This is a genomic window from Rhizomicrobium sp., assembly GCF_056722145.1.
In genome coordinates, this window is sequence record NZ_JBWZET010000136.1 from 1 (window position 1) to 18,394 (window position 18,394).

Sequence of the window (18,394 nt, forward strand, 5' to 3'; positions counted from 1 at the left end):
CAGCCTGCTGCCGCGCTGTCGCGGGTCAAGGACCTGGTCAGCGTGGAAGGCATTCGCGACAACATGCTGGTCGGCTACGGCCTGGTGGTCGGCCTCAACGGCTCCGGCGATTCGCTCAAGAACGCGCCGTTCACCCAGCAGTCGATCCAAACCATGCTCGAGCGCATGGGCGTCAACACCCGCGGCCAGACCATGCAGACCAAGAACACCGCCGCGGTGATGGTCACGGCCAAGCTGCCGGCGTTCGCCTCCAACGGCTCTGGTGTCGATGTCTCGGTCAGCGCCATGGGCGATGCCAAGTCGCTGCAGGGCGGCACGCTACTCGTCACCACCCTGTTCGGCGCCGACGGCCAGATTTATGCCTTGGCACAAGGCCCGGTGAATATCGGCGGCTTCTCCGCCTCGGGCGATGCCGGCTCGGTCACCAAGGGCGTGCCGACGTCGGGGCGCATCGCCAACGGCGCCATCGTCGAACGCGAAATCGGCTTCAATCTCGCCAGCGAGCGCAGCCTGAAGCTGTCGCTGCACAACCCCGATCTGACCACGGCCTCGCGCATTGCTACCGCCGTCAACGCCTTCATCGGCGTCGGCGTGGCGACCGCGACCGATCCCTCCACCGTCCGTCTCAACGTGCCGGCCGACTACAAGGGCGGCGTCGTCGGGCTGTTGACCGACATCGAACAGGTCAAGATCACCACCGACAGCCCGGCCAAGGTGATCATCAACGAATCCACCGGCGTGATCGTGATGGGCTCCGACGTGCGCATCTCCACCGTCGCCATCGCCCAAGGCAATCTCACCATCAAGGTCACCGAGACCCCGGAAGTGAGCCAGCCCGGCCCGCTTTCCAGCGGCACCACCGAAGTCACGCCGCGCACCAAGATCGATGTCGACGACGGCAAGGGCAAGAAGATGGTGGTGATGCACGAAGGCGTGTCGCTGCAGGCCCTGGTCGACGGCCTCAACGCCCTCGGCGTCGGTCCGCGCGACATCATCTCGATCCTGCAGGCAATCAAGGCGGCCGGCGCGCTGCAGGCCGACATCCAGGTGATCGGATAAGTCGATGAGCGATCTTGCCACCCAGGGAATGACGGCGATCCAGGCGGCGCAGATCCGCAGCCCGGCGCCGACCGGCTCCAAGGCCGCGATCCAGGCGAAGGCGCAGGAATTCGAAGGTGTCTTCGTTTCCCAGATGCTGGGCCAGATGTTTTCGGGGCTGTCCACCGATGGCCCGTTCGGCGGTGGCCAGGGCGAGCAGATGTTCCGCTCGCTGATGCTCGACGAATACGGCAAGCAGATCGCCAAGCAGGGCGGCATCGGTATCGCGAGTTCGGTCAGTGCCGAACTGATCAAGCACCAGGAAGCGGCCGCCGCCGCGGCTGCAGCACCCTCCGCATCCGGAGCACCCCAGCAATGAATCCAGACCGCGAAAAAATCGACCGGCTGATCGTCATGGCCCAGCGCCTTGCCGACGCGATCGAAGGCGACATCGAAGCCTTGCGCACCGGTAGGCCGCAACAGATGCCGTCGCTCGACCCGGAGGTGCAGAAGCTGCTCATCCTCTACGGGCGCGAGGCGCAAGGGGTCGATCCCGGCCGCACCAAATCGCTGCCGGCCGAGGTGAAGAAGAAGCTCGGTGCCGTCACGGCCAAGCTGCGCGACGCGCTCGGGCTGCAGCAGCGCTTGCTCACCCGGATGCGCAATGCGTCGGAAGGCATCGTCAAGGCGGTTGCCGACGAGGTCCAGCGCCAGCGCGCTCCGACCATCACCTATGCGCCGGCGCAAGCGACCAATCGCTACCGCCAGACCAGCGTGCCCATGATCTACAACGGCGTGGTGTGACTCCCACGACAACGGAAGCGGCCGCCGGGCACCCGCCTTGCGGCCGTTTTTGTCTGGGCTGGGATGATCAGGCCGACAGGATCGACAGCGCCATCGACGAGTCGGTGCTCTGGTTGTTGAGATAGCTCGTCATCGCCGCCGACAGCGTCTGGTTGGACGTGTTCGTCGCGGTGCTGGCGGAGGTGGACGAGGTCGGCGAGTTGGTCGTCTGATAGATCTTCTGGATCGCGCTGAGGACGTTGTTCAGTTCGGCGCGGGCCGCACCGGCATCGGTCGACGTCAGCAGGCTGAGATTGGACGGCAGGCCGACCGCATAGGTGGCGTTGGTACTCGACGAGGAAGCCGCTGAGGAGCCGGACGGCGCGTTGTACAGAGTCTGGGCGGCGATGCCGAGGCGACCGAGCGCGTCGGAAGTGGCCGGACCGGAGATCAGCTTGGCGGTGACGCCGGAGCTGACTGCGATCTGCAACGACGATCCGCTCGAGGAGTAATTCACCGAGGCCTTGCCGAAGCTGCCGAGCTGCGCGTTGAGCTTGGTGCACAACGTCGTCAGGGTTTCGCCCTTGTCGATGGTGATGTTGAAGGTGCGGGTGGAGGCGCTGTCGATTTCCATCTTGAAGGAGTCGCCGGCGCGCAAGGTGGTCGAGTTGGAGAGCGAGGAATCCTGCTTGCCCTGGACCTGGCCGAGCGGCAGGCCGAGCGAATCGAGCACGCTCGAGCCGTTGCTGGCGAACGCGACGCCGCTGCCGATCGACTGGCCGTCGAGGCCGCCATACTGGCGCACCCAATTGACCGAGCCGCTGGTGGCGACCGACGCCACGAACATGTTGGAGCCGTCGGCGACATTGCGCGAATTGCCGGCGAAGGTGCCGCTGGTGCTGCCGGCGACATAGACCGTGCCGTCGCTTCCGACCGTCAGCGCCGCGCCCTTGTCGTTGGCCGAGGTGCCGAGATAAGTGACTTGGGCCGACGAGGAATCCACTGCGGCGCCGGTATCGTTGGCGGTAAACAGGAAGGCATCGGTGTTGCCGGACGCCGCGGTTCCGCCGGCCGTCGTGCCGTTGAGGCTCGAACTTGAGGTCGTGCCGGAGACGTAGATCTTGCCGTTCTGGACCGTCAAATCCGACACCGCGCCGCCGCTGCCGAGCGCGCCCATGTCGTAGGTCCAGGTCGGCGTTGAGGAGATGTTGCCGCCGGCGTATTTCGACAGGATGGCGTGACCGTCCTGGACCGACGCGACCACGAGGTCGCCGGTCGACGTCACGGCCGTGGCCGACACCGTATCGGCGCCGCTGGTGCCGAACTGGTTCTCGGAGGTGATCTTGCCCTTGTTGGAAATGGTGGCGAGATAGGCGTCGGTGCCGCCCTGGTTGACCTGGCCCGAGCCGATCACGTTGCTGGTGGTGCCGCCGATATAGACGGTGCCGTCGCTGCCGACGCTGACCGAGGTGGCGCTGTTCTGGTTGAGGGTCGGGACCTGCGCCGTCCACAGCTGATTGCCGTTGGCGTCGTATTGGGTGGCATAGCTTTCGGCGTTGCCGTTGGTCAGTGCCGTCGAGGTCAAAGCCGAAGTGGTCGAACCGACGATGGTTACGCCGCCGTTGGGATTGAGCGCCAGCGCATTGCCGGTGGCGGTGCCGGTCGATCCCAGCATACGTTGCCACTGCATATTGCCGGCGGAATCGTATTTGGTGAGATAGACGTCCTGGTCGCCCTGATTGAGCTCGCTGCCGAGATCACCGGAGGCGGTGCCCATGACATAGACGTTGCCCGAGGAATCCACCACGGTGGACGAAGCCGTGGTAGTGCCGTTGGTGGGATTCATGGTGCGGGCATAATCGGCGGTCGGATCGCCGTTCGACAAATCGCTGATCTTAATCAGGCGGCCCTGATTGTCCGCCGTCGCGGTGGTCGTTGAATTGGTGATGCCGGTGGTGGCCGAAACGTAGAGCGATGGTGCCGATGCGGCCGACAGTGATACCTGCTCGGCGCCGCCGGGAACGACTTCGAGCGAATAGGCTTGCTTGGCAATATCGGTGGCAGTGGTGGCGGAGATGTCGCCCGCCGTCATGTCCTTCTTGAAACGCGTCGATACTCCGGCCGCCTGCAGCTGCGAATTCACGTAAGTGACGAGGTTCGTCATGGTGAGATCGCCGTCGACCTTGGACAGATCGATGTTGATCGCCTGCTGCGTGCCGTTCTTGGTGACGTTGATGGTGAAGCTGTCGGACTTGGACAGTCCCGGCAGCGGGTTGTTGATGGTGGTGCCGCTCGCCAGCGTGTTGGTGACGTAGCTGAAGGTCGGGCTCGCCACCGTCGCCGCCGAAGTCACCGAGGACGCCGGCTGCTGCGCCTGCAGCGTGAAATTGTTGAAGGTGGTCGAACCGATGTAGTCCTGGATCTGCTGCATTCCGGCCTGCAGACGCGTGTCATAGCCGGCCGCCTGGCCTTCGGTGACCCCGTCGCGCTTGGCCATGGTGGCGAGATACGACAGGTTGTTCACCGCCGCATAGAGCGCGAAGAGCTTCTGATTGTCCTGTTCGGTCTTGGTGTCGGTCGAGATGCCGGCACTGAGCGGCACTTTCGAGGTGTCGATGAAGGCGGTCGCGCTCGATTTCGCCAATGCCGAAATCGCCGGATCGAGCGAAGCGGTCGAATTGAGCACTTCGGCGTCGCGCTGCTGCTGGCTTTCGGTCGCCGCCGTGCTCCAGGGCGTGACGTCATTGGCGGTGGCGCTCGACTTGGACGACGTCGAGGAAGACGACGAACTTGTAGCGCTTGGCAACGAATTGGCCGCGCGCAGGGCCGCCTGCTGGGCCTGAGCACTGTAGTAGCTCAGCAGCGTCGAGGTATCGAAGGTGGTGATCGAAACCGCCATGGCGCGCGTACAAGAGAACCCTTGAAAACAGGGCATATTCGCGCATTCCCACTTAATATCCACTTAACATCGCAACGTGCTTAACCGGCTCTTAACAGGCCTTGAGCGACAACGGCGGCATGGATCCGTATGCCCAGGGTGCGAAGCTTGCCGCCGCCGGCCGTCTCAGCGAGGCGATCGCGGCGTTCGAGCAGGCGCTCATCGTCAAGCCTGACGACAGGCGCGCCTTGTTCGCGCTCGGCAACGCGGCGCGTACGCTCGGCCTCGGCGCGGCGGCGGAAAATTTTTATCGCCGCGTCCTGGCGCTCGAACCGGGCCGGGTTGAGGTGCTAGTCAATCTCGCCAATCTGAAGCGGTCCGAAGGCGATTTCGCTACCGCGGCGGCGCTGATCCGCCCCGCTTTGGCACAAAACCCCGATGATCCCGCCCTGATGTTGACGCTGGGCTCGATTTTTCGCGAATCCGGCGAGGCCGCCGCGGCGATCGCGCAGTATCGCGCGGTGCTGGCAAAGTGTCCCGGCTCGGTAGCGGCGCTGGTCAATCTCGCCGACATGCTGTCCGACGACGGCGAGGACCGCGAAGCGCTGATCCTGTACGACCGGGCCTTGAAAGCCGAACCCGACAACGCCCAGGCCCGTCTCAACCGCGCTATCCTGCATCTGTTGCGCGGCAACCTGAAAGACGGCTGGCGCGATTATGCCGCACGCCTGAAGGTGCCGGGCAAGGTGCCGCTGGCCGACCACGGCCTCAAACGGTGGGATGGCTCGACTCTCAAGCGCACCCGCCTGCTGGTGTCGGCGGAACAAGGTGTCGGCGATCATCTGATGTTCGCCAGTCTCATCCCGGAAGTGGCGGCGCGCGCGAAAGCCGACGGCGGATCGTTGCTGTTGGAATGCGAGCCGCGTCTCAACGCCCTGTTCGCTCGTTCGTTCGGCGTCGCGACGCACGACTGGGATTTCTACAAGCGCGACGGCGTCGCACGCACCCGCTACGGCTGGCTGAAGGCGGCGGGCGGCGCCAATGCGTTCGTCGAGATGGGCAGCCTGCCGCGGCTGCTGCGCAAGACCATCGCTTCGTTTCCGGTGCCGCACGCATTTCTGATTGCCGATACGGAAGAAGCGGCGCGCTGGCAAAAAAAGTTCTCACACCTGCCGCGGCCGTGGATCGCGGTGTGCTGGCGCTCGGGTTCGGTCGGCGGCGCGCGCGCCGTGCAATATGCTTCGCTGAACGCCTGGGGCAAGATGCTCAGCCAAGCGCCGGGCAGTTTCGTCGTCGCCCAATACGACGTGGAACCCGACGAGGTCGACGCCCTTGAGGCGATCAGCGGGCGGGCGCTGTTCGTGCCCGAAGGGATCGACCAGAAACAGGAACTCGATCGCACCGCGGCGCTGTTGTCGGTGTGCGATGGCGTGGTCAGTGCCCCAACGGCGGTGTCATGGCTCGCCGCCGGTCTCGGCGTGCCGACCTTCAAGCCGCTCTACGACCTCAGCTGGCCGAGTTTCGGCACAGACTACGAGCCGTTCGCGCCGGCCGCGCGCTGCCTGATGCCGAAGCAGCGTGGCGACTGGTCCGACGTGATGGCGCAGGCGCTGGTCGCGCTCAGAGCGCTACCGGCTTAGCCGGATTGGCCCGTCGCGCCGTCAGTTCGCCGGCAATGTCGGCGGCGATGCGTGCCGCGCCCGCGCCGTCGATGGTCATCAGGCCCGCCGCCCGCATCTCGCGCCGGCGGCCACTGTCGCCGAGCAGCGACCGTACCGCCTTGGCGATTTCGTCGGGCTTGATCCTGTCCATGTGGCCGAGATTGACGCCCATGCCGGCGTCGGCGAACGCCGAAGCCGATTGGACGTGATCGTCGCTGATGCCGAGGTAAAGCGCCGGCACGCCGCATGCGGCAAGTTCGTAGGCGGTGACGCCGAACGCCACCAGCGCGACATCGCACGCGGCGAATTCCGTCGCCAACCCCCGCGCGCCTTCCACGGTTTCGAAATTCGGCGACAGCCCGACGAGGGTGCGCGCCAGCCGGTTCTTGTCGGCGAAACCGGGTCCGATGACGAAGCGGGCGCGGAATACCGGATCGAGCTTTTTGAGGCCCTGCGCGCACTTCAGCGTCAGCCCGAACGGATCGGAGCCGCCCATGGTGACGAGCAGTGTCGGACACGGCGATTGCTTGCGCGGCCGTTCGCACGCCTGTTGCGGACCGAGCAGCGCCCATTGCCAGCCGACGCGCGGAGCGCAGGCCGTGCCGGTCCATTCCATTTTCGCGACTTGCGGCAGCGGCGGATAATAGGCGACGTCGCAGCCGAGCCGGCGCTCGGAGCCGTCATCCACCGTGATCTTCAGCGGCCCCTTCAGGTCGGCGATCGCCTGGCGCGACGGGCCTTCGCGGCAATCGAGAATCACCAGATCGGGATCCTTGGCGGCGGAAAGGAATTCGCCTTCGGGTCCGTCGATCAGTTTGGCGGCGAAGCCGGCCTGGCGGATCGGCGCCAGCGCGTCCTCGTTGCCGTTGACGGCGAACACCGCGCCGATGCCTTCGCGGTCGCGCAAGGCCCGCGCCAGCGCGATCATCCGTTTGACATGGCCGAAACCGTAGTCGCCGCCGCCGTCGCAGCGGATCAGGGCGAGGCCGCCTTGCGGCGTGATGTCCTTCTGGCGGACGTGGGCGTTGATCTCGCGCAGCATCGGTTCGCGCTCCAACAAGAGAAGCAGATCGCTGAGCGCGGCCTCGCCGGCTTTGGCCGCAAGGCGCGCATGCACCGCTTCGACGAAACTCAAGTCGTCGGGAGTATCGACCGTGAGGCGCGTGCCCTTCTTGGCGAGCTTGGGATAGGCCTTGGCGCGGGCGATCGGCACGAAATCGGGGTGGAGCTTGAAATAGCCGGTGACATGCTCCTTGGCGACCGCATCGTCGTGCGCCACCAGCATCAGCTTGTCGAGAGCAACGCGGGTGAAGGGATCGACACCGCAATGGGCGGTTTCGGCATTCTCCTCGAGCAGCACATAGCCGCCGTTCTGCTCGATCAGCGCCTCAACCAGATGGTCGATGAACTCGGCGTCGATGAACGGCGAATCGGCGTTGACCCGCACGATCACGTCGGCGTCGGTGACTTCCGCCGCCCGGGCAAAGCGGGCGAGCACGTCGTCCTCGGGACCGCGCACGGCGACGAGGTTATTGGCGGCACAGAATTCCACGATCGCGTCGTCGAGCGGATTGGTGCTGGTGGCCACCGCGATCGCCTCGATCAGCTTCGACTTCCTGAGGCGATGAACGATGTGCCACAGCAGCGGCTTGCCCGCGACCGGCTTCAACACCTTGCCGGGCAGGCGAGTCGATCCCATTCGCGCCTGGATGACGGCGACGATACGCGGACTCATGGCCTAAGGCTCCCAGACGGCGCGCAGCGACTTCAGCGGACGCATGCCGTCGGATGGATCGGCCCGCCAGGCCCGATCATCGGCTTCCGAAGGTTGCGGTTCCTTGAATCCGGTGCCGTCGGATTGAGTAGATTCCCGTATACGGGCGATGACTGGGGCAATTTCACCCGGCAGCCAGCAGTGACCGGACGCGTATTCGGCGCCGCGTCCGTCAAGATCGAGGTGGAATTCCACGGTGGCTGCGTGCCAGCGATGCACCGCCCGTTCGATCACCGCCGGCCGGCGGGTGTGGTCGGACCAGCCGACCTTGACGCCGGTGACATCGCGCAACGACTGGATGGCGGCGAGATTGGCCTCTGCTGCCGGGGTCGGATAGGCCGAGACGCAATGGAGCAGCGTGATGTCGCTGCAGCCGGCGTCTTTCAAGGTCGTGACCGCGGCCAGGATTTCGTCCATCGTCGCCATGCCGGTGGATAGCACCACCGGTTTGCCGGTGGCGGCGCAGTCGGCCAGCAATTCCGTGACCATCAGCTCATAGGACGCCACCTTGTAAAAGGCGACATAGGGCCGGAGTTCGGCCACCGCCTTACGGTAAAACGGGGTGCACGAGAACAGTATTTTCTTTTCCAAACACCGTTCGGCAATCGGTGCCAAATGCTCCAGCGGCAGCTCCCAGTCCTTGCGGACCCGGTGCAGCGGGCTTTTGGCGAGGATTTCGGGGGCGAACAGCCGGTCGATGCGGAACAGCTGGAATTTCACCGCGTCGCAGCCGGCCGCGGCGGCGACATCGACGAATTTCAAGGCGCGGGCCAGCTCGCGACCGTGGTTGGAGGAGGCTTCGGCAATGAAGATCGGGCTCGGCATGCGATTCGCTCCTTAACGGTTTCTAAAGCCGGGTTGGCTAAAAGAGGGTTAACGAGAGGTTGTCCGATGCCCACCGCAGAAACCGTTTGTTGGAACGGTCACGCGGGCCCCAAGCTGGCCCAGGTCAAGGAATTCGACATCATCGCCTGCACCCGCTGCGGCTTCGTTCACGCCACCCCCCTGCCCGCTCCGGAAAGCCTCGTTGCCACCTATCGCGACGACTACTATGTCGAGGAAAAACCGACCTTTCTGGCCTATGCTGGCGAGGACCAGGCCTGGGCCGAGATGTTCCAGACCGACCGCCTCGTGATTTTCGAGAAGCTCTTGCCGGCCGAGCGCCGACGCTTGCTCGACATTGGCTCCGGCCCTGGCTTTTTCTTGAAAACCGCCCAGGACCGCGGCTGGCAAGTGAAGGGCATTGAGCCCTCGCGCCAAGCCGCTGCCCACGCCCGCGGCCTCGGCCTTGAAATTGTGGAAGCCTTTTTCGGCCCCGATACTGCCCCGACGCTCGGCCATTTCGATGCCGTACACCTCAACAATGTGCTGGAGCATTTGCCCGATCCGATCGGCCTGCTCACCCTGGCGCGCGATCTGATCGAGCCCGGCGGGCTGATCTGCATCAACGTGCCCAACGACTATTCGCCGTTCCAGATCGCCGGCCGCGGGGCCGTCGGGGCGCCGGAATGGTGGCTGGCCCCTCCCCATCACCTCAACTATTTCAATTTCGACTCCGGTACGCGCCTGCTCGAACGTCTCGGCTTCACGGTGGTGGAACGCACCACCAGCTTCCCGATGGAGCTGTTCTTGATGATGGGCGAGAACTACATCGGCCAGGACGACACCGGACGCGCCTGTCACAACCGCCGCAAGCGCTTCGACCTCGCCTTCGACGCCGCCGGGCTCGGCGAAACGCGGCGCGCCTTCTACCGGGCGCTGGCCGGTCTCGGCATCGGCCGCGAAGCCGTGCTGATCGCGGTCAAACGGTAAGGCTGGCTTTCAAACAAGACCTGGTCCGGTTCGCTCTGCGTTTGGCGGCGAGCGGGGATGCGCGGCGCGAATGGTCGCGGGGAATTGCGCCCGGTGTCAAAGCCGGAACGCGTTCCCTGCGATAGCGAATTGTTAAGCAACCCCGGCGGAAGATGGTTACCAGTCTCCTTCTGGGCCTTCTGCCGATGCAGGACTTTTGTGAACTTTGTGGCCGCGACGGGCTGACGCTCGCCTATGCGCCCGACCATTCGCATCGCGGCATCAGCGTTCACGTCTGCTGCTTCTGCGGTCTGGTGCAGAGTCTGCCGCGGATCGATCACCAACCGGGCGCGGCGAGCCGCGACACGCTCCGATTCGGCAAAGGTTTCCGCTCGCACGTCGCGCTCGCTGCCTTGAAGCGGCATATCACCACCGATCATTTCCGGCTGATCGATGTCGGCTCCAATCGCGCCGTCTTCGTCGCCGCTCTGACGCAGGCATTCCCCGCCGCTGATGTCGTAGCAGTCGAACCCGACGCGCACGTCGCCAATGCCGCCGCCGAAAAGGCCGAGCTGCATGTGGCGCGCATCGAATCGCTGAAGCTCGATGCCGGCGCCTTCGACGTCGTTCATTCCTGCCACACCATCGAACACCTCGCCCATCCGGCGCGCGTCTTGAAGGATCACGCCCGCATCCTGAAACCGGGCGGACTTCTCATCCTCGACGCCCCCAATATCGCGGTCACAGGCTCCGAAGACATCCTCGAGGAATGGTTCGCCGACAAGCACCTCTACCATTTCTCCGCCCGCACCCTGACCCGCATGGTCGAAGCGGCCGGCTTCGAGATTCTCGAACAGCCCGATCCCAGCGATCTCGAAAACCTTTTCATCGTCGCGCGCAAAAGCGGCACGCCGCACAAAGCGGAGCCCGACCCGGCCGAAGTCGACCGCGCGGTCGAACTCGTCTCCAGCTATGCCGCCACTCGCGCCCACAATGTCGAGGCGCTGCACACGCTGGTCGAAGACCTCGCCGGCTTGACCGCGCAAGGCGTCGCGGTGTGGGGCGCCGGACGGCTGTTCGATACCCTGGTGATCCATGGCGGCTTCGATCCGAAAAATCTCGCTGTCCTGATCGACACCCATCTGAAGGCCCATGTCGGCGAACGCCATGGCGTCGCGCTCAGCGATCCGGCGGCGCTCGCGACTGTCAAGCCCGGTGTTGTCGTCGTCTTGACCCGCGCCAACCGCACCGCCATTGCCGCCGAAGCCAAAACCCTGGCGCCCGGCGCCGAGGTGATCGCCTTCACTGATCTGTTAAGCCGCGCCCGCCTCAAACGGGCCGCGTAGTCGTGTTTCGCGCTTTCGAAAGCGCTCCTTGAGGGGAAATGCCCATGCCGATTTGCGCTACCGTGAAAGAGACGGCCTTTCTGAATGCGACGGCGTTTCCCGTCGTGTCCGCGCCGGATATCGAAACCCAGATCGCCGAGGCTGCCCGCTTCTCGCGGCGCCACCTGATCGCCTCGATCTATCGCGCCACCTCGGGTCATCCCGGCGGCGCGCTGTCGTGCGCTGACATCATGGCGTGCCTGTTCGGGGCTGAACTCAACATCTGGCCGTCGAGCGTCAACGATCCCCAGCGCGATCGCTTCGTGCTGTCGAAAGGCCATGCCTGCCCGACGCTGTACGCGATCGCCGCCTGGCACGGCTTCTGCGACAAGAAGGAATCGCTGAATCTGCGCAAGCTCGGCAGTCCGTTCCAGGGCCATCCGCATGTGCGCGACCTGCCGTGGGTCGAAACCTCCACCGGCTCGCTCGGGCAAGGCTTTTCGGTCGCCATGGGCATGGCGATGGGCCTCAGGATGCAGAAAATTCGCGCCCGCGTTTACACCCTGCTCGGCGACGGCGAGATGCAGGAAGGCAGCGTGTGGGAGACCGCGATGTGCTCGGCTCACCACAAGCTCGACAACCTTTGCGCGATCATCGACTACAACAAGATGCAGTCGGATGCGCTGAACGAGGAGATTTGTGGCCTCCACCCGCTCGCCGACAAATGGCGTGCCTTCGGCTGGGACGTGTTCGAGATCGACGGCCACAACGTGCCGCAGATCCTCTCCACCTTCCACCGCGCCGCCACCACCCACGGCAAACCGTCGGTGATCATCGCCCATACCCTCAAGGGCAAGGGCATTCCCTACATGGAAGGCAGCCCCGCCTGGCACGGCAGCGTCAAGCTGACCCGCGAACAGGCTGAAACCGCCCTGCAAGCACTCGACTGCACCGCCGACGAAATCAAGGAGTTCCTCGATGTCTGATAATAGCGCCCCCGCCCTGATCGGTTCGTCCGGCGACAGCCTGCGTGAAGCGTTCGGCAAGGAACTCACCCGCCTCGCCCCGGAATATCCCAATCTCGTGGTGCTCGATGCCGACGTCGCCGGTGGCACCGGCGTGCATCATTTCCGCAAAAGCCATCCTGACAAGTTCATCCAGTGCGGCATCGCCGAGCAGAACATGGTCGCGGCCGCGGCCGGACTAGCCGCCACCGGCATGATCCCCGTCGTTACCGGCTTCGCTTGCTTCCTCGAGCGCGCTTATGAACAGGCCCGCCTGTCGGTCGCTTATGCGCGGCGCAATGTGAAGATCGTCGCCAGCCATCCCGGCCTCGACGTCGGGCCGGACGGCGGTTCGGCCCAGGCAATGGAAGACATGGCGGCGTTCCGCGCCATTCCGGGCATGGTGGTGATTTCCCCCGCCGACCCGATCGAACAGGCGCTCGCGACCCGCGCCATCCTCGACTACGACGGCCCGGTCTATATGCGCACCGGCCGCTCGGGGTCCGTCCGCCTGTTCAACAACGACCACGTCTTCGAGATCGGCAAGGGCCAGATCATCCGCCACGGCACCGACGTGACCCTGGTCGCCTGCGGTGTGGAAGTCGCCCGCTCGCTGAAGGCCGCAGAAATTCTGGCCGAAGAAGGCATCGAGGCGCGCGTCGTCAATATGCCGACCATCAAGCCGATCGACGAAGCCTTGCTGCGCCGTTGCGTGCTCGAGACCGGCTGCCTGGTCACGGCCGAAGATCACAACATCTACGGCGGGCTGGGCTCGGCGGTTGCCGAAGCGGTGACCAAGCATCACCCCTGCCCGATCGAGTTCGTCGGCCTCAAGGACAGTTTCGGCACCTCGGGCGAGCCCGACGAACTGGCCGAATATTTCCAGATCACGGCGCCCTTCATCGCCGAAGCCGCCAAACGCGCCATGGAGCGCAAGGACCGTCTGCAATGACATCGCTCACCGGCAAAATTGCTCTCGTCACCGGCGCGTCGCGCGGCATTGGCAAGGCCATTGCATTGGCGCTGCTGGAAGCGGGCGCCAAGGTGGCGGTCGGCTACAACACCAATGCCGCCGGCGCCGACGAGCTGGAAGCGGCCTTCGACAACGCCTTCGCGGTGAAGCTGGACATTCGCAAGCGCGCTTCGATTCAAACGGCGTTCAAGAAGACCGCCAAGCACTTCCAGGCGCCAGTGGAAATCCTCGTCAACAACGCCGCCATCGCCGACGAGCGGCCGATGGAGACCATCACCGACGCGCAATGGGACCGCATGCTCGAAACCAATTTGCGCGGGCCTTTCATCGCGACGCAGGAAGCCTTGCCGGCAATGCTCGAAGGCGGCTGGGGCCGCATCGTCAATATCGTGTCGATCGGCGGTCAGTGGGGCGGCAAGAATCAGGTCCACTACGCGGCCTCCAAAGCGGCGCTGATCAACTTCACCCAGTCGTGCGCGCGGCTCTATTCGGACAAGGGCATCACCTCGAACGCCGTGTCGCCGGGCCTGGTCGCCACCGACATGGCGGCGAAGGAGCTGAACACCAAGGCGGGCAAGAAGAAGGCGGCGGCGATCCCGCTCGGGCGCATCGCTTATGCCAAGGAAGTCGCCGACGTGGTGACGTTCCTGGCCTCGCCGGAAGCCTCTTATGTCACCGGCCAGACCATCAACGTCAACGGCGGCATGTATTTCGGATGAAGACGCTGCTCATCGTGTCGGGCGGGGTGGAAGCCGCGGCGGCGGTCAAGCGGGCCAAGGAGATGGGGCTGTACGTCGTGTGCAGCGACATCAATCCCGAGGCACCCGGCTTTGCCCTTGCCGACTCGGCCCTCATTGCCGACGTTTACGGCCCCTCCGATACGGCTGCGGCAGCGGAGCGCTTTCACAACAAGATCCGCAATATCGACGGCGTCATCTGCGTCGCTGCCGATGCGCCCTTGACGGTGGCGGCGGTCAATGAACGGCTGGGGCTGAAGGGCCTCACCCGCCAAAGTGCCGAATGGGCGACCGACAAGCTCGCGATGAAGGAGCGCTTCGCTGCCTGCGGCGTGCCGGTGCCATGGTTCTCGGCGGTGCATACGGCGCCGGAATTGCTGCGGATCGTCGCCGAACGCGGCCGCGATCTCGTCATCAAGCCAGTGGATTCGCGTGGGTCCCGCGGCGTCCAGCGTCTGTCGCTGGTTCGCGATCTCGCCAAGGCGTTCCAGTTCGCCCGCGATTACTCGCCGACCCAGCGCGTGATGGTGGAGCAGTATCTGCCCGGTCCCCAGGTTTCCACCGAAAGCCATGTGGTGGATGGCATTTGCTACACCTCGGGCTTTTCGGACCGCAATTACGAATATCTCGACAAGTACGCCCCTTATTTCATCGAAAACGGCGGCGACATGCCGACCGCGTTGCCGGCCGACATCTACGAGCGCGTGCTCGACGTCCAGGCCGATGCGGCGGCGGCGCTCGGCGTCACCCGCGGCACCGTTAAGGGCGACATCGTCGTGCATGACGGCCATGTCTATGTCATCGAGCTGGCGGCGCGCCTGTCGGGCGGATTCTTCTGCACCCAGGAAATCCCGATGAACACCGGCGTCGATTTCATCGGCGCTGCCATCCGCATCGCGCTGGGCGAAAATCCGGACGCCGAAGAGATGACGCCGAAATTCCAGAAATTCATCACCCAGCGCTACATCTTCCCCGATCCCGGCACGGTGGTCGCGACCTCCGGCGCCGACGCGGCATGGCAAGTGCCGGGCGTGCTGGAAGTCAACATCACCGCCAGGAAAGGCGACATAATCCCGCCGGCCGGCGACAAGCGGCCGTCCGGTGCCATGGTGATCGCCACCGGAGCCAATCGCGCCGAAGCCCGCGCCGCGGCCAGTGCCGCTCTGGCCCGCATCAAGGTCGTGACCCAATGACGGCGCCATATGCCGCGTCCGCCTTCCAGGCCGGGGTCGGCACGCTGCGCCTGTTCGCGTTTTTTCATTTGAACCTCGCCTATTCCTCGATCGAAGAGGAGCAGCGCGGCGAGGTGATCGAGAAATGCTATCGCCCGCTGCTGCATCTGGCCGAAACGGTGGGCCCGATCGGGGTGGAGGCGTCCGGCTTTACGCTGGAAGAAATCGCGGCTCGCAGCCCCGAGTGGATCGCCGAGCTGAAGCGGTTGATCGCGTCCGGCAGGGTGGAGTTCATCGGCTGCGGCTACAGCCAGATGATCGGCCCCCTGGTGCCGTGGCGGGTCACCGAAGCCAATCTCGCGCTCGGCAACGCCATCTATCAGAACCTCCTCGGCCTCACCCCGCGCGTGGCCCTCATCAATGAGCAGGCCTATGCCGCCGGTCTGGTCGGGCATTATCGCGATGCCGGCTACGACGCCATCATCATGGACTGGGACAATCCCGGCTCGACCCATGACTGGCCGGCAGAAACGCAATACGGCGTGCAGCGTGCCCTCGGTCCCGACGGCCGCACCATCGCGCTGTTGTGGTCGAACACCGTCGCCTTCCAGAAGCTGCAGCGCTATGCCCACGGCGATGTTCCGCGTGACGATTATCTCGCCTATGTCCGCCGCCAGCGCGGCACCGCCGACCGCGCCCTTTGTCTTTATGCCAGCGATGCCGAGATTTTCGATTTCCGCCCCGGCCGCTACAAGACCGAGGAGAAAATCGGCGCGATTTCCGAATGGAAGAAGCTGGAAGAGGCCCTCGCCGCCCTGCATGACGAACCCGGCTGCGCCATGGTGCGCCCCTCCGATCTCCTCGCTCCACCGTCCGGTGCCGCGCTGCGGCTTGAAACCGCCGCCGTGCCGATCCCGGTCAAGAAGCAGCGCAAATACGCGCTGTCGCGCTGGGCGGTGACGGGCCGCGATGATCTTGCCGCCAACGCCGCCTGCCAGCGCCTCTACCAGGCCCTCGTCGCGACCGACGCCGAGCCATGGGCGTGGAAGGAACTCTGCGGGCTATGGGCGAGCGATTGGCGCACCCATATCACGGCCAAGCGCTGGGCCGGGTTCGAACGCCGCTTGAGGGCCGCGCGGCAGCGCTTTCCCTTTCCCGACGCGGCCCTGCCGCCGCCGCCGCAAGGCCCTGCCACCCAAGACCGCCTCATCGCCATCCACACCCCGGCCGTCGCAGCCGAGCTTGATCGCCGTCGCGGCCTGGCGTTGAAAGAGGTGCGCTTCAATGGTGGCGCCCCGCTGATCGGCATGGTGGCGCACGGCACCTTCGACGACATCGCGCTGCAGGCCGACTGGTACACCGGCAACGCCGTGTTCGAAGGCCCCGGCGAGCACAAGGTCACCGATCTCGAATGGGGCGAGGCCCACGTCTGGCGCGAAGGTGCCGACACCCTGGCCTTCACCCGGGTGGAAACCCCCAAGGGGCCGATCGAAAAGACCCTACGTTTTTGTGCCGACCGCGCGCAGATCGATTTCGACATCACCTTCCACTGGGACGACTGGGGCCGCGGCTCGCTTCGCCTTGGCCATGTGACGCTGCTACCCGGCGCCTTCCATTGGCCGGCGCTGACGCTGACCACCCATAATGGCGGCAAGGAGCCGGAAACCTTCGCGCTTGACGGCGAAACCATCGAACACGGCGCCCCGGTGTCGTTTCTGGTGTCGGCGGCCCATGGCCTCGGGATGACCGAAGGCTGGGCCGAAATCGGCGACACCACCAACCGCATTCGAGTCAGCGTCGACCGCGCCACCGCGCCGCTGCTTGGGCTTTTGACCCACCGCCAGGTGCGCGGCGGGGTGTTCTGCCAGCTAGCATTGTCGGCGCTCGAACTCGATGACACCCGTAAGCCGACGGCGCTGCAAAATGGCCCCAGACGTTTCCGTTTCAGCGTAAACGCCTCCTTTCCGTCAGGGTCTTGTTAACCGCAATCTGCAACGATCCCTTCCGATATGGCGAGTGCCCGAACCAGCGAGTGATGGTCCCATGGTCCAGCGCGTGAAAAAGGTCTTCCTCGAAGGCGAGGCTGCCGAGCCCGAATCCCTGGCGACGGAGCTGCGTGATTTTTCCCAGCCCTGGATCGATCTCAACGACAAGCAGATCCTGGTCACCGGCGGCACCGGTTCGTTCGGCAATCATTTCGTCAAGACCGTGCTGGCGCAGTACAAGCCGCGCCGGCTGATTGTCTATTCGCGCGACGAGTTGAAGCAGTACGAGATGCAGATGCGCTTCCCGGCGGAACAGCATCCCTGCATGCGCTTCTTCATCGGCGACGTGCGCGACCGCGACCGGCTCGATCTCGCCATGAACAATGTCGACTACATCGTGCACGCCGCGGCGCTGAAGCAGGTGCCCGCCGCCGAATACAATCCGTTCGAGTGCATTCGCACCAACGTGCTCGGTGCCGAGAATTTGGTCTATGCGGCGCTGCGCAACAACGTCAAAAAAGTCATCGCGCTCTCCACCGACAAGGCCGCCAATCCGGTCAACCTCTACGGCGCCTCGAAGCTCGCCTCCGACAAGATCTTCATCGCCGCCAACAACCTCTCGGGATCCCTCGGATCCCGCTTCGCCGTCGTCCGCTACGGCAATGTCGTGGGCTCCCGCGGCTCCGTCATCCCCTTCTTCAAGAAGCTCATCGCCGAGGGCGCCGACCACCTCCCCATCACCGACGAGCGCATGACCCGCTTCTGGATCACCCTGACCCAAGGCGTCAATCTGGTGCTGTCGTCGATGGAGATGTGCAAAGGCGGCGAAATCTTTGTGCCGAAGATTCCATCGACCACCATCACCGGGCTTGCCACCCTGCTGGGGCCGCAACTGCCGCAGAAAGTGGTCGGCATCCGCCCCGGCGAGAAGCTGCACGAGACCATGATTCCGGCCGACGATTCGCATTGGACGCTGGAGCTTGATGACCGCTATGTGATCTTGGCGAGCTTTGCCGCTGCGTTGCGCGAGGCTTACATCAATCGCGGCGCCCAGCCGGTGCCCGAGGGCTTTGCCTATTCAAGCGACAACAATCCCGAACAGCTTGACGCCCGCGGCCTGCAGCAACTTTTGGCGCAGGCCTACGCATGACCGCGCCCGAGCCCAAACCGCAAGGCGCGCCGGCGTTCCTGCCGTATGGGCGGCAGATTATTGAGGACGACGACATCGCTGCGGTGACGGCCGCGCTGAAGAGCGATTATCTCACGACCGGCC

General features: G+C 64.8%; 15 protein-coding genes and 1 pseudogene. 13 read left to right on the plus strand and 3 right to left on the minus strand.

Annotated features, from left to right (window positions below; translation table 11 throughout):
* From AC1P6P_RS07595 to AC1P6P_RS07605, 3 genes are all read left to right on the plus strand, one after another.
* The coding region (locus tag AC1P6P_RS07595; protein ID WP_481401831.1) for a flagellar basal body P-ring protein FlgI at positions 1-1,059 on the plus strand (1,059 nt) is incomplete at its 5' end.
* 4 nt (positions 1,060-1,063) lie between these two features.
* A complete protein-coding gene (locus tag AC1P6P_RS07600; RefSeq protein ID WP_481401832.1) occupies positions 1,064-1,417 on the plus strand; it encodes a rod-binding protein in 354 nt (117 codons plus the stop codon).
* Positions 1,414-1,842: a hypothetical protein gene (locus AC1P6P_RS07605; RefSeq protein ID WP_481401833.1), complete on the plus strand. Its 429-nt coding sequence runs from the start codon at positions 1,414-1,416 to the stop codon at positions 1,840-1,842. The genes AC1P6P_RS07600 and AC1P6P_RS07605 overlap by 4 nt, the downstream gene beginning before the upstream one ends.
* A gap of 67 nt (positions 1,843-1,909) precedes the next feature.
* Here the strand turns inward: AC1P6P_RS07605 and AC1P6P_RS07610 are convergent, their stop codons facing one another.
* Positions 1,910-4,720: a beta strand repeat-containing protein gene (locus tag AC1P6P_RS07610; RefSeq protein WP_481401834.1), complete on the minus strand. Its 2,811-nt coding sequence runs from the start codon at positions 4,718-4,720 to the stop codon at positions 1,910-1,912.
* A gap of 119 nt (positions 4,721-4,839) precedes the next feature.
* Here AC1P6P_RS07610 and AC1P6P_RS07615 point away from each other — a divergent pair, with 119 nt between their 5' ends.
* Positions 4,840-6,339: a tetratricopeptide repeat protein gene (locus AC1P6P_RS07615; RefSeq protein ID WP_481401835.1), complete on the plus strand. Its 1,500-nt coding sequence runs from the start codon at positions 4,840-4,842 to the stop codon at positions 6,337-6,339.
* Here the strand turns inward: AC1P6P_RS07615 and AC1P6P_RS07620 are convergent.
* Entirely contained in the window at positions 6,320-8,095 is a 1,776-nt protein-coding gene (locus tag AC1P6P_RS07620; protein ID WP_481401836.1) for a cytidylyltransferase domain-containing protein, read from the minus strand. The genes AC1P6P_RS07615 and AC1P6P_RS07620 overlap by 20 nt on opposite strands.
* Positions 8,096-8,098: 3 nt before the next feature.
* Positions 8,099-8,959 carry an N-acetylneuraminate synthase family protein gene (locus AC1P6P_RS07625; RefSeq protein ID WP_481401837.1) on the minus strand — a complete coding sequence of 287 codons (861 nt, stop codon included), beginning with the start codon at positions 8,957-8,959 and terminating at the stop codon, positions 8,099-8,101.
* A 66-nt stretch (positions 8,960-9,025) separates the two neighbouring features.
* On the opposite strand from AC1P6P_RS07625, the gene AC1P6P_RS07630 reads away from it, so the two are divergent.
* The 9 genes and pseudogenes from AC1P6P_RS07630 to AC1P6P_RS07670 all read left to right on the plus strand — a co-directional run.
* Positions 9,026-9,946 (plus strand): class I SAM-dependent methyltransferase, encoded by a 921-nt coding sequence (locus AC1P6P_RS07630; protein ID WP_481401838.1) that lies wholly within the window; start codon positions 9,026-9,028, stop codon positions 9,944-9,946.
* A 152-nt stretch (positions 9,947-10,098) separates the two neighbouring features.
* Positions 10,099-11,271 (plus strand): class I SAM-dependent methyltransferase, encoded by a 1,173-nt coding sequence (locus AC1P6P_RS07635; RefSeq protein WP_481401839.1) that lies wholly within the window; start codon positions 10,099-10,101, stop codon positions 11,269-11,271.
* Between the two features lie 44 nt (positions 11,272-11,315).
* The gene (locus AC1P6P_RS07640) at positions 11,316-12,236 is read left to right on the plus strand and encodes a transketolase (RefSeq protein WP_481401840.1); all 921 of its coding nucleotides are present in this window, start codon (positions 11,316-11,318) and stop codon (positions 12,234-12,236) included.
* The gene (locus AC1P6P_RS07645) at positions 12,229-13,206 is read left to right on the plus strand and encodes a transketolase family protein (protein ID WP_481401841.1); all 978 of its coding nucleotides are present in this window, start codon (positions 12,229-12,231) and stop codon (positions 13,204-13,206) included. Before AC1P6P_RS07640 ends, AC1P6P_RS07645 begins: the two co-directional genes overlap by 8 nt.
* Positions 13,203-13,946 carry a 3-oxoacyl-ACP reductase family protein gene (locus tag AC1P6P_RS07650; protein ID WP_481401842.1) on the plus strand — a complete coding sequence of 248 codons (744 nt, stop codon included), beginning with the start codon at positions 13,203-13,205 and terminating at the stop codon, positions 13,944-13,946. The genes AC1P6P_RS07645 and AC1P6P_RS07650 overlap by 4 nt, the downstream gene beginning before the upstream one ends.
* The gene (locus tag AC1P6P_RS07655; protein WP_481401843.1) at positions 13,943-15,157 is read left to right on the plus strand and encodes an ATP-grasp domain-containing protein; all 1,215 of its coding nucleotides are present in this window, start codon (positions 13,943-13,945) and stop codon (positions 15,155-15,157) included. Before AC1P6P_RS07650 ends, AC1P6P_RS07655 begins: the two co-directional genes overlap by 4 nt.
* Positions 15,154-17,118 (plus strand): glycoside hydrolase family 57, encoded by a 1,965-nt coding sequence (locus tag AC1P6P_RS07660; RefSeq protein WP_481401844.1) that lies wholly within the window; start codon positions 15,154-15,156, stop codon positions 17,116-17,118. The genes AC1P6P_RS07655 and AC1P6P_RS07660 overlap by 4 nt, the downstream gene beginning before the upstream one ends.
* A gap of 61 nt (positions 17,119-17,179) precedes the next feature.
* On the plus strand, positions 17,180-18,271 hold the full coding sequence (gene pseB, locus AC1P6P_RS07665; protein WP_481401845.1) for a UDP-N-acetylglucosamine 4,6-dehydratase (inverting): 1,092 nt from the start codon (positions 17,180-17,182) through the stop codon (positions 18,269-18,271).
* Positions 18,268-18,394 (plus strand): annotated as a pseudogene (locus tag AC1P6P_RS07670) (UDP-4-amino-4,6-dideoxy-N-acetyl-beta-L-altrosamine transaminase); the annotation flags it as partial. The gene pseB and the pseudogene AC1P6P_RS07670, both read left to right, overlap by 4 nt.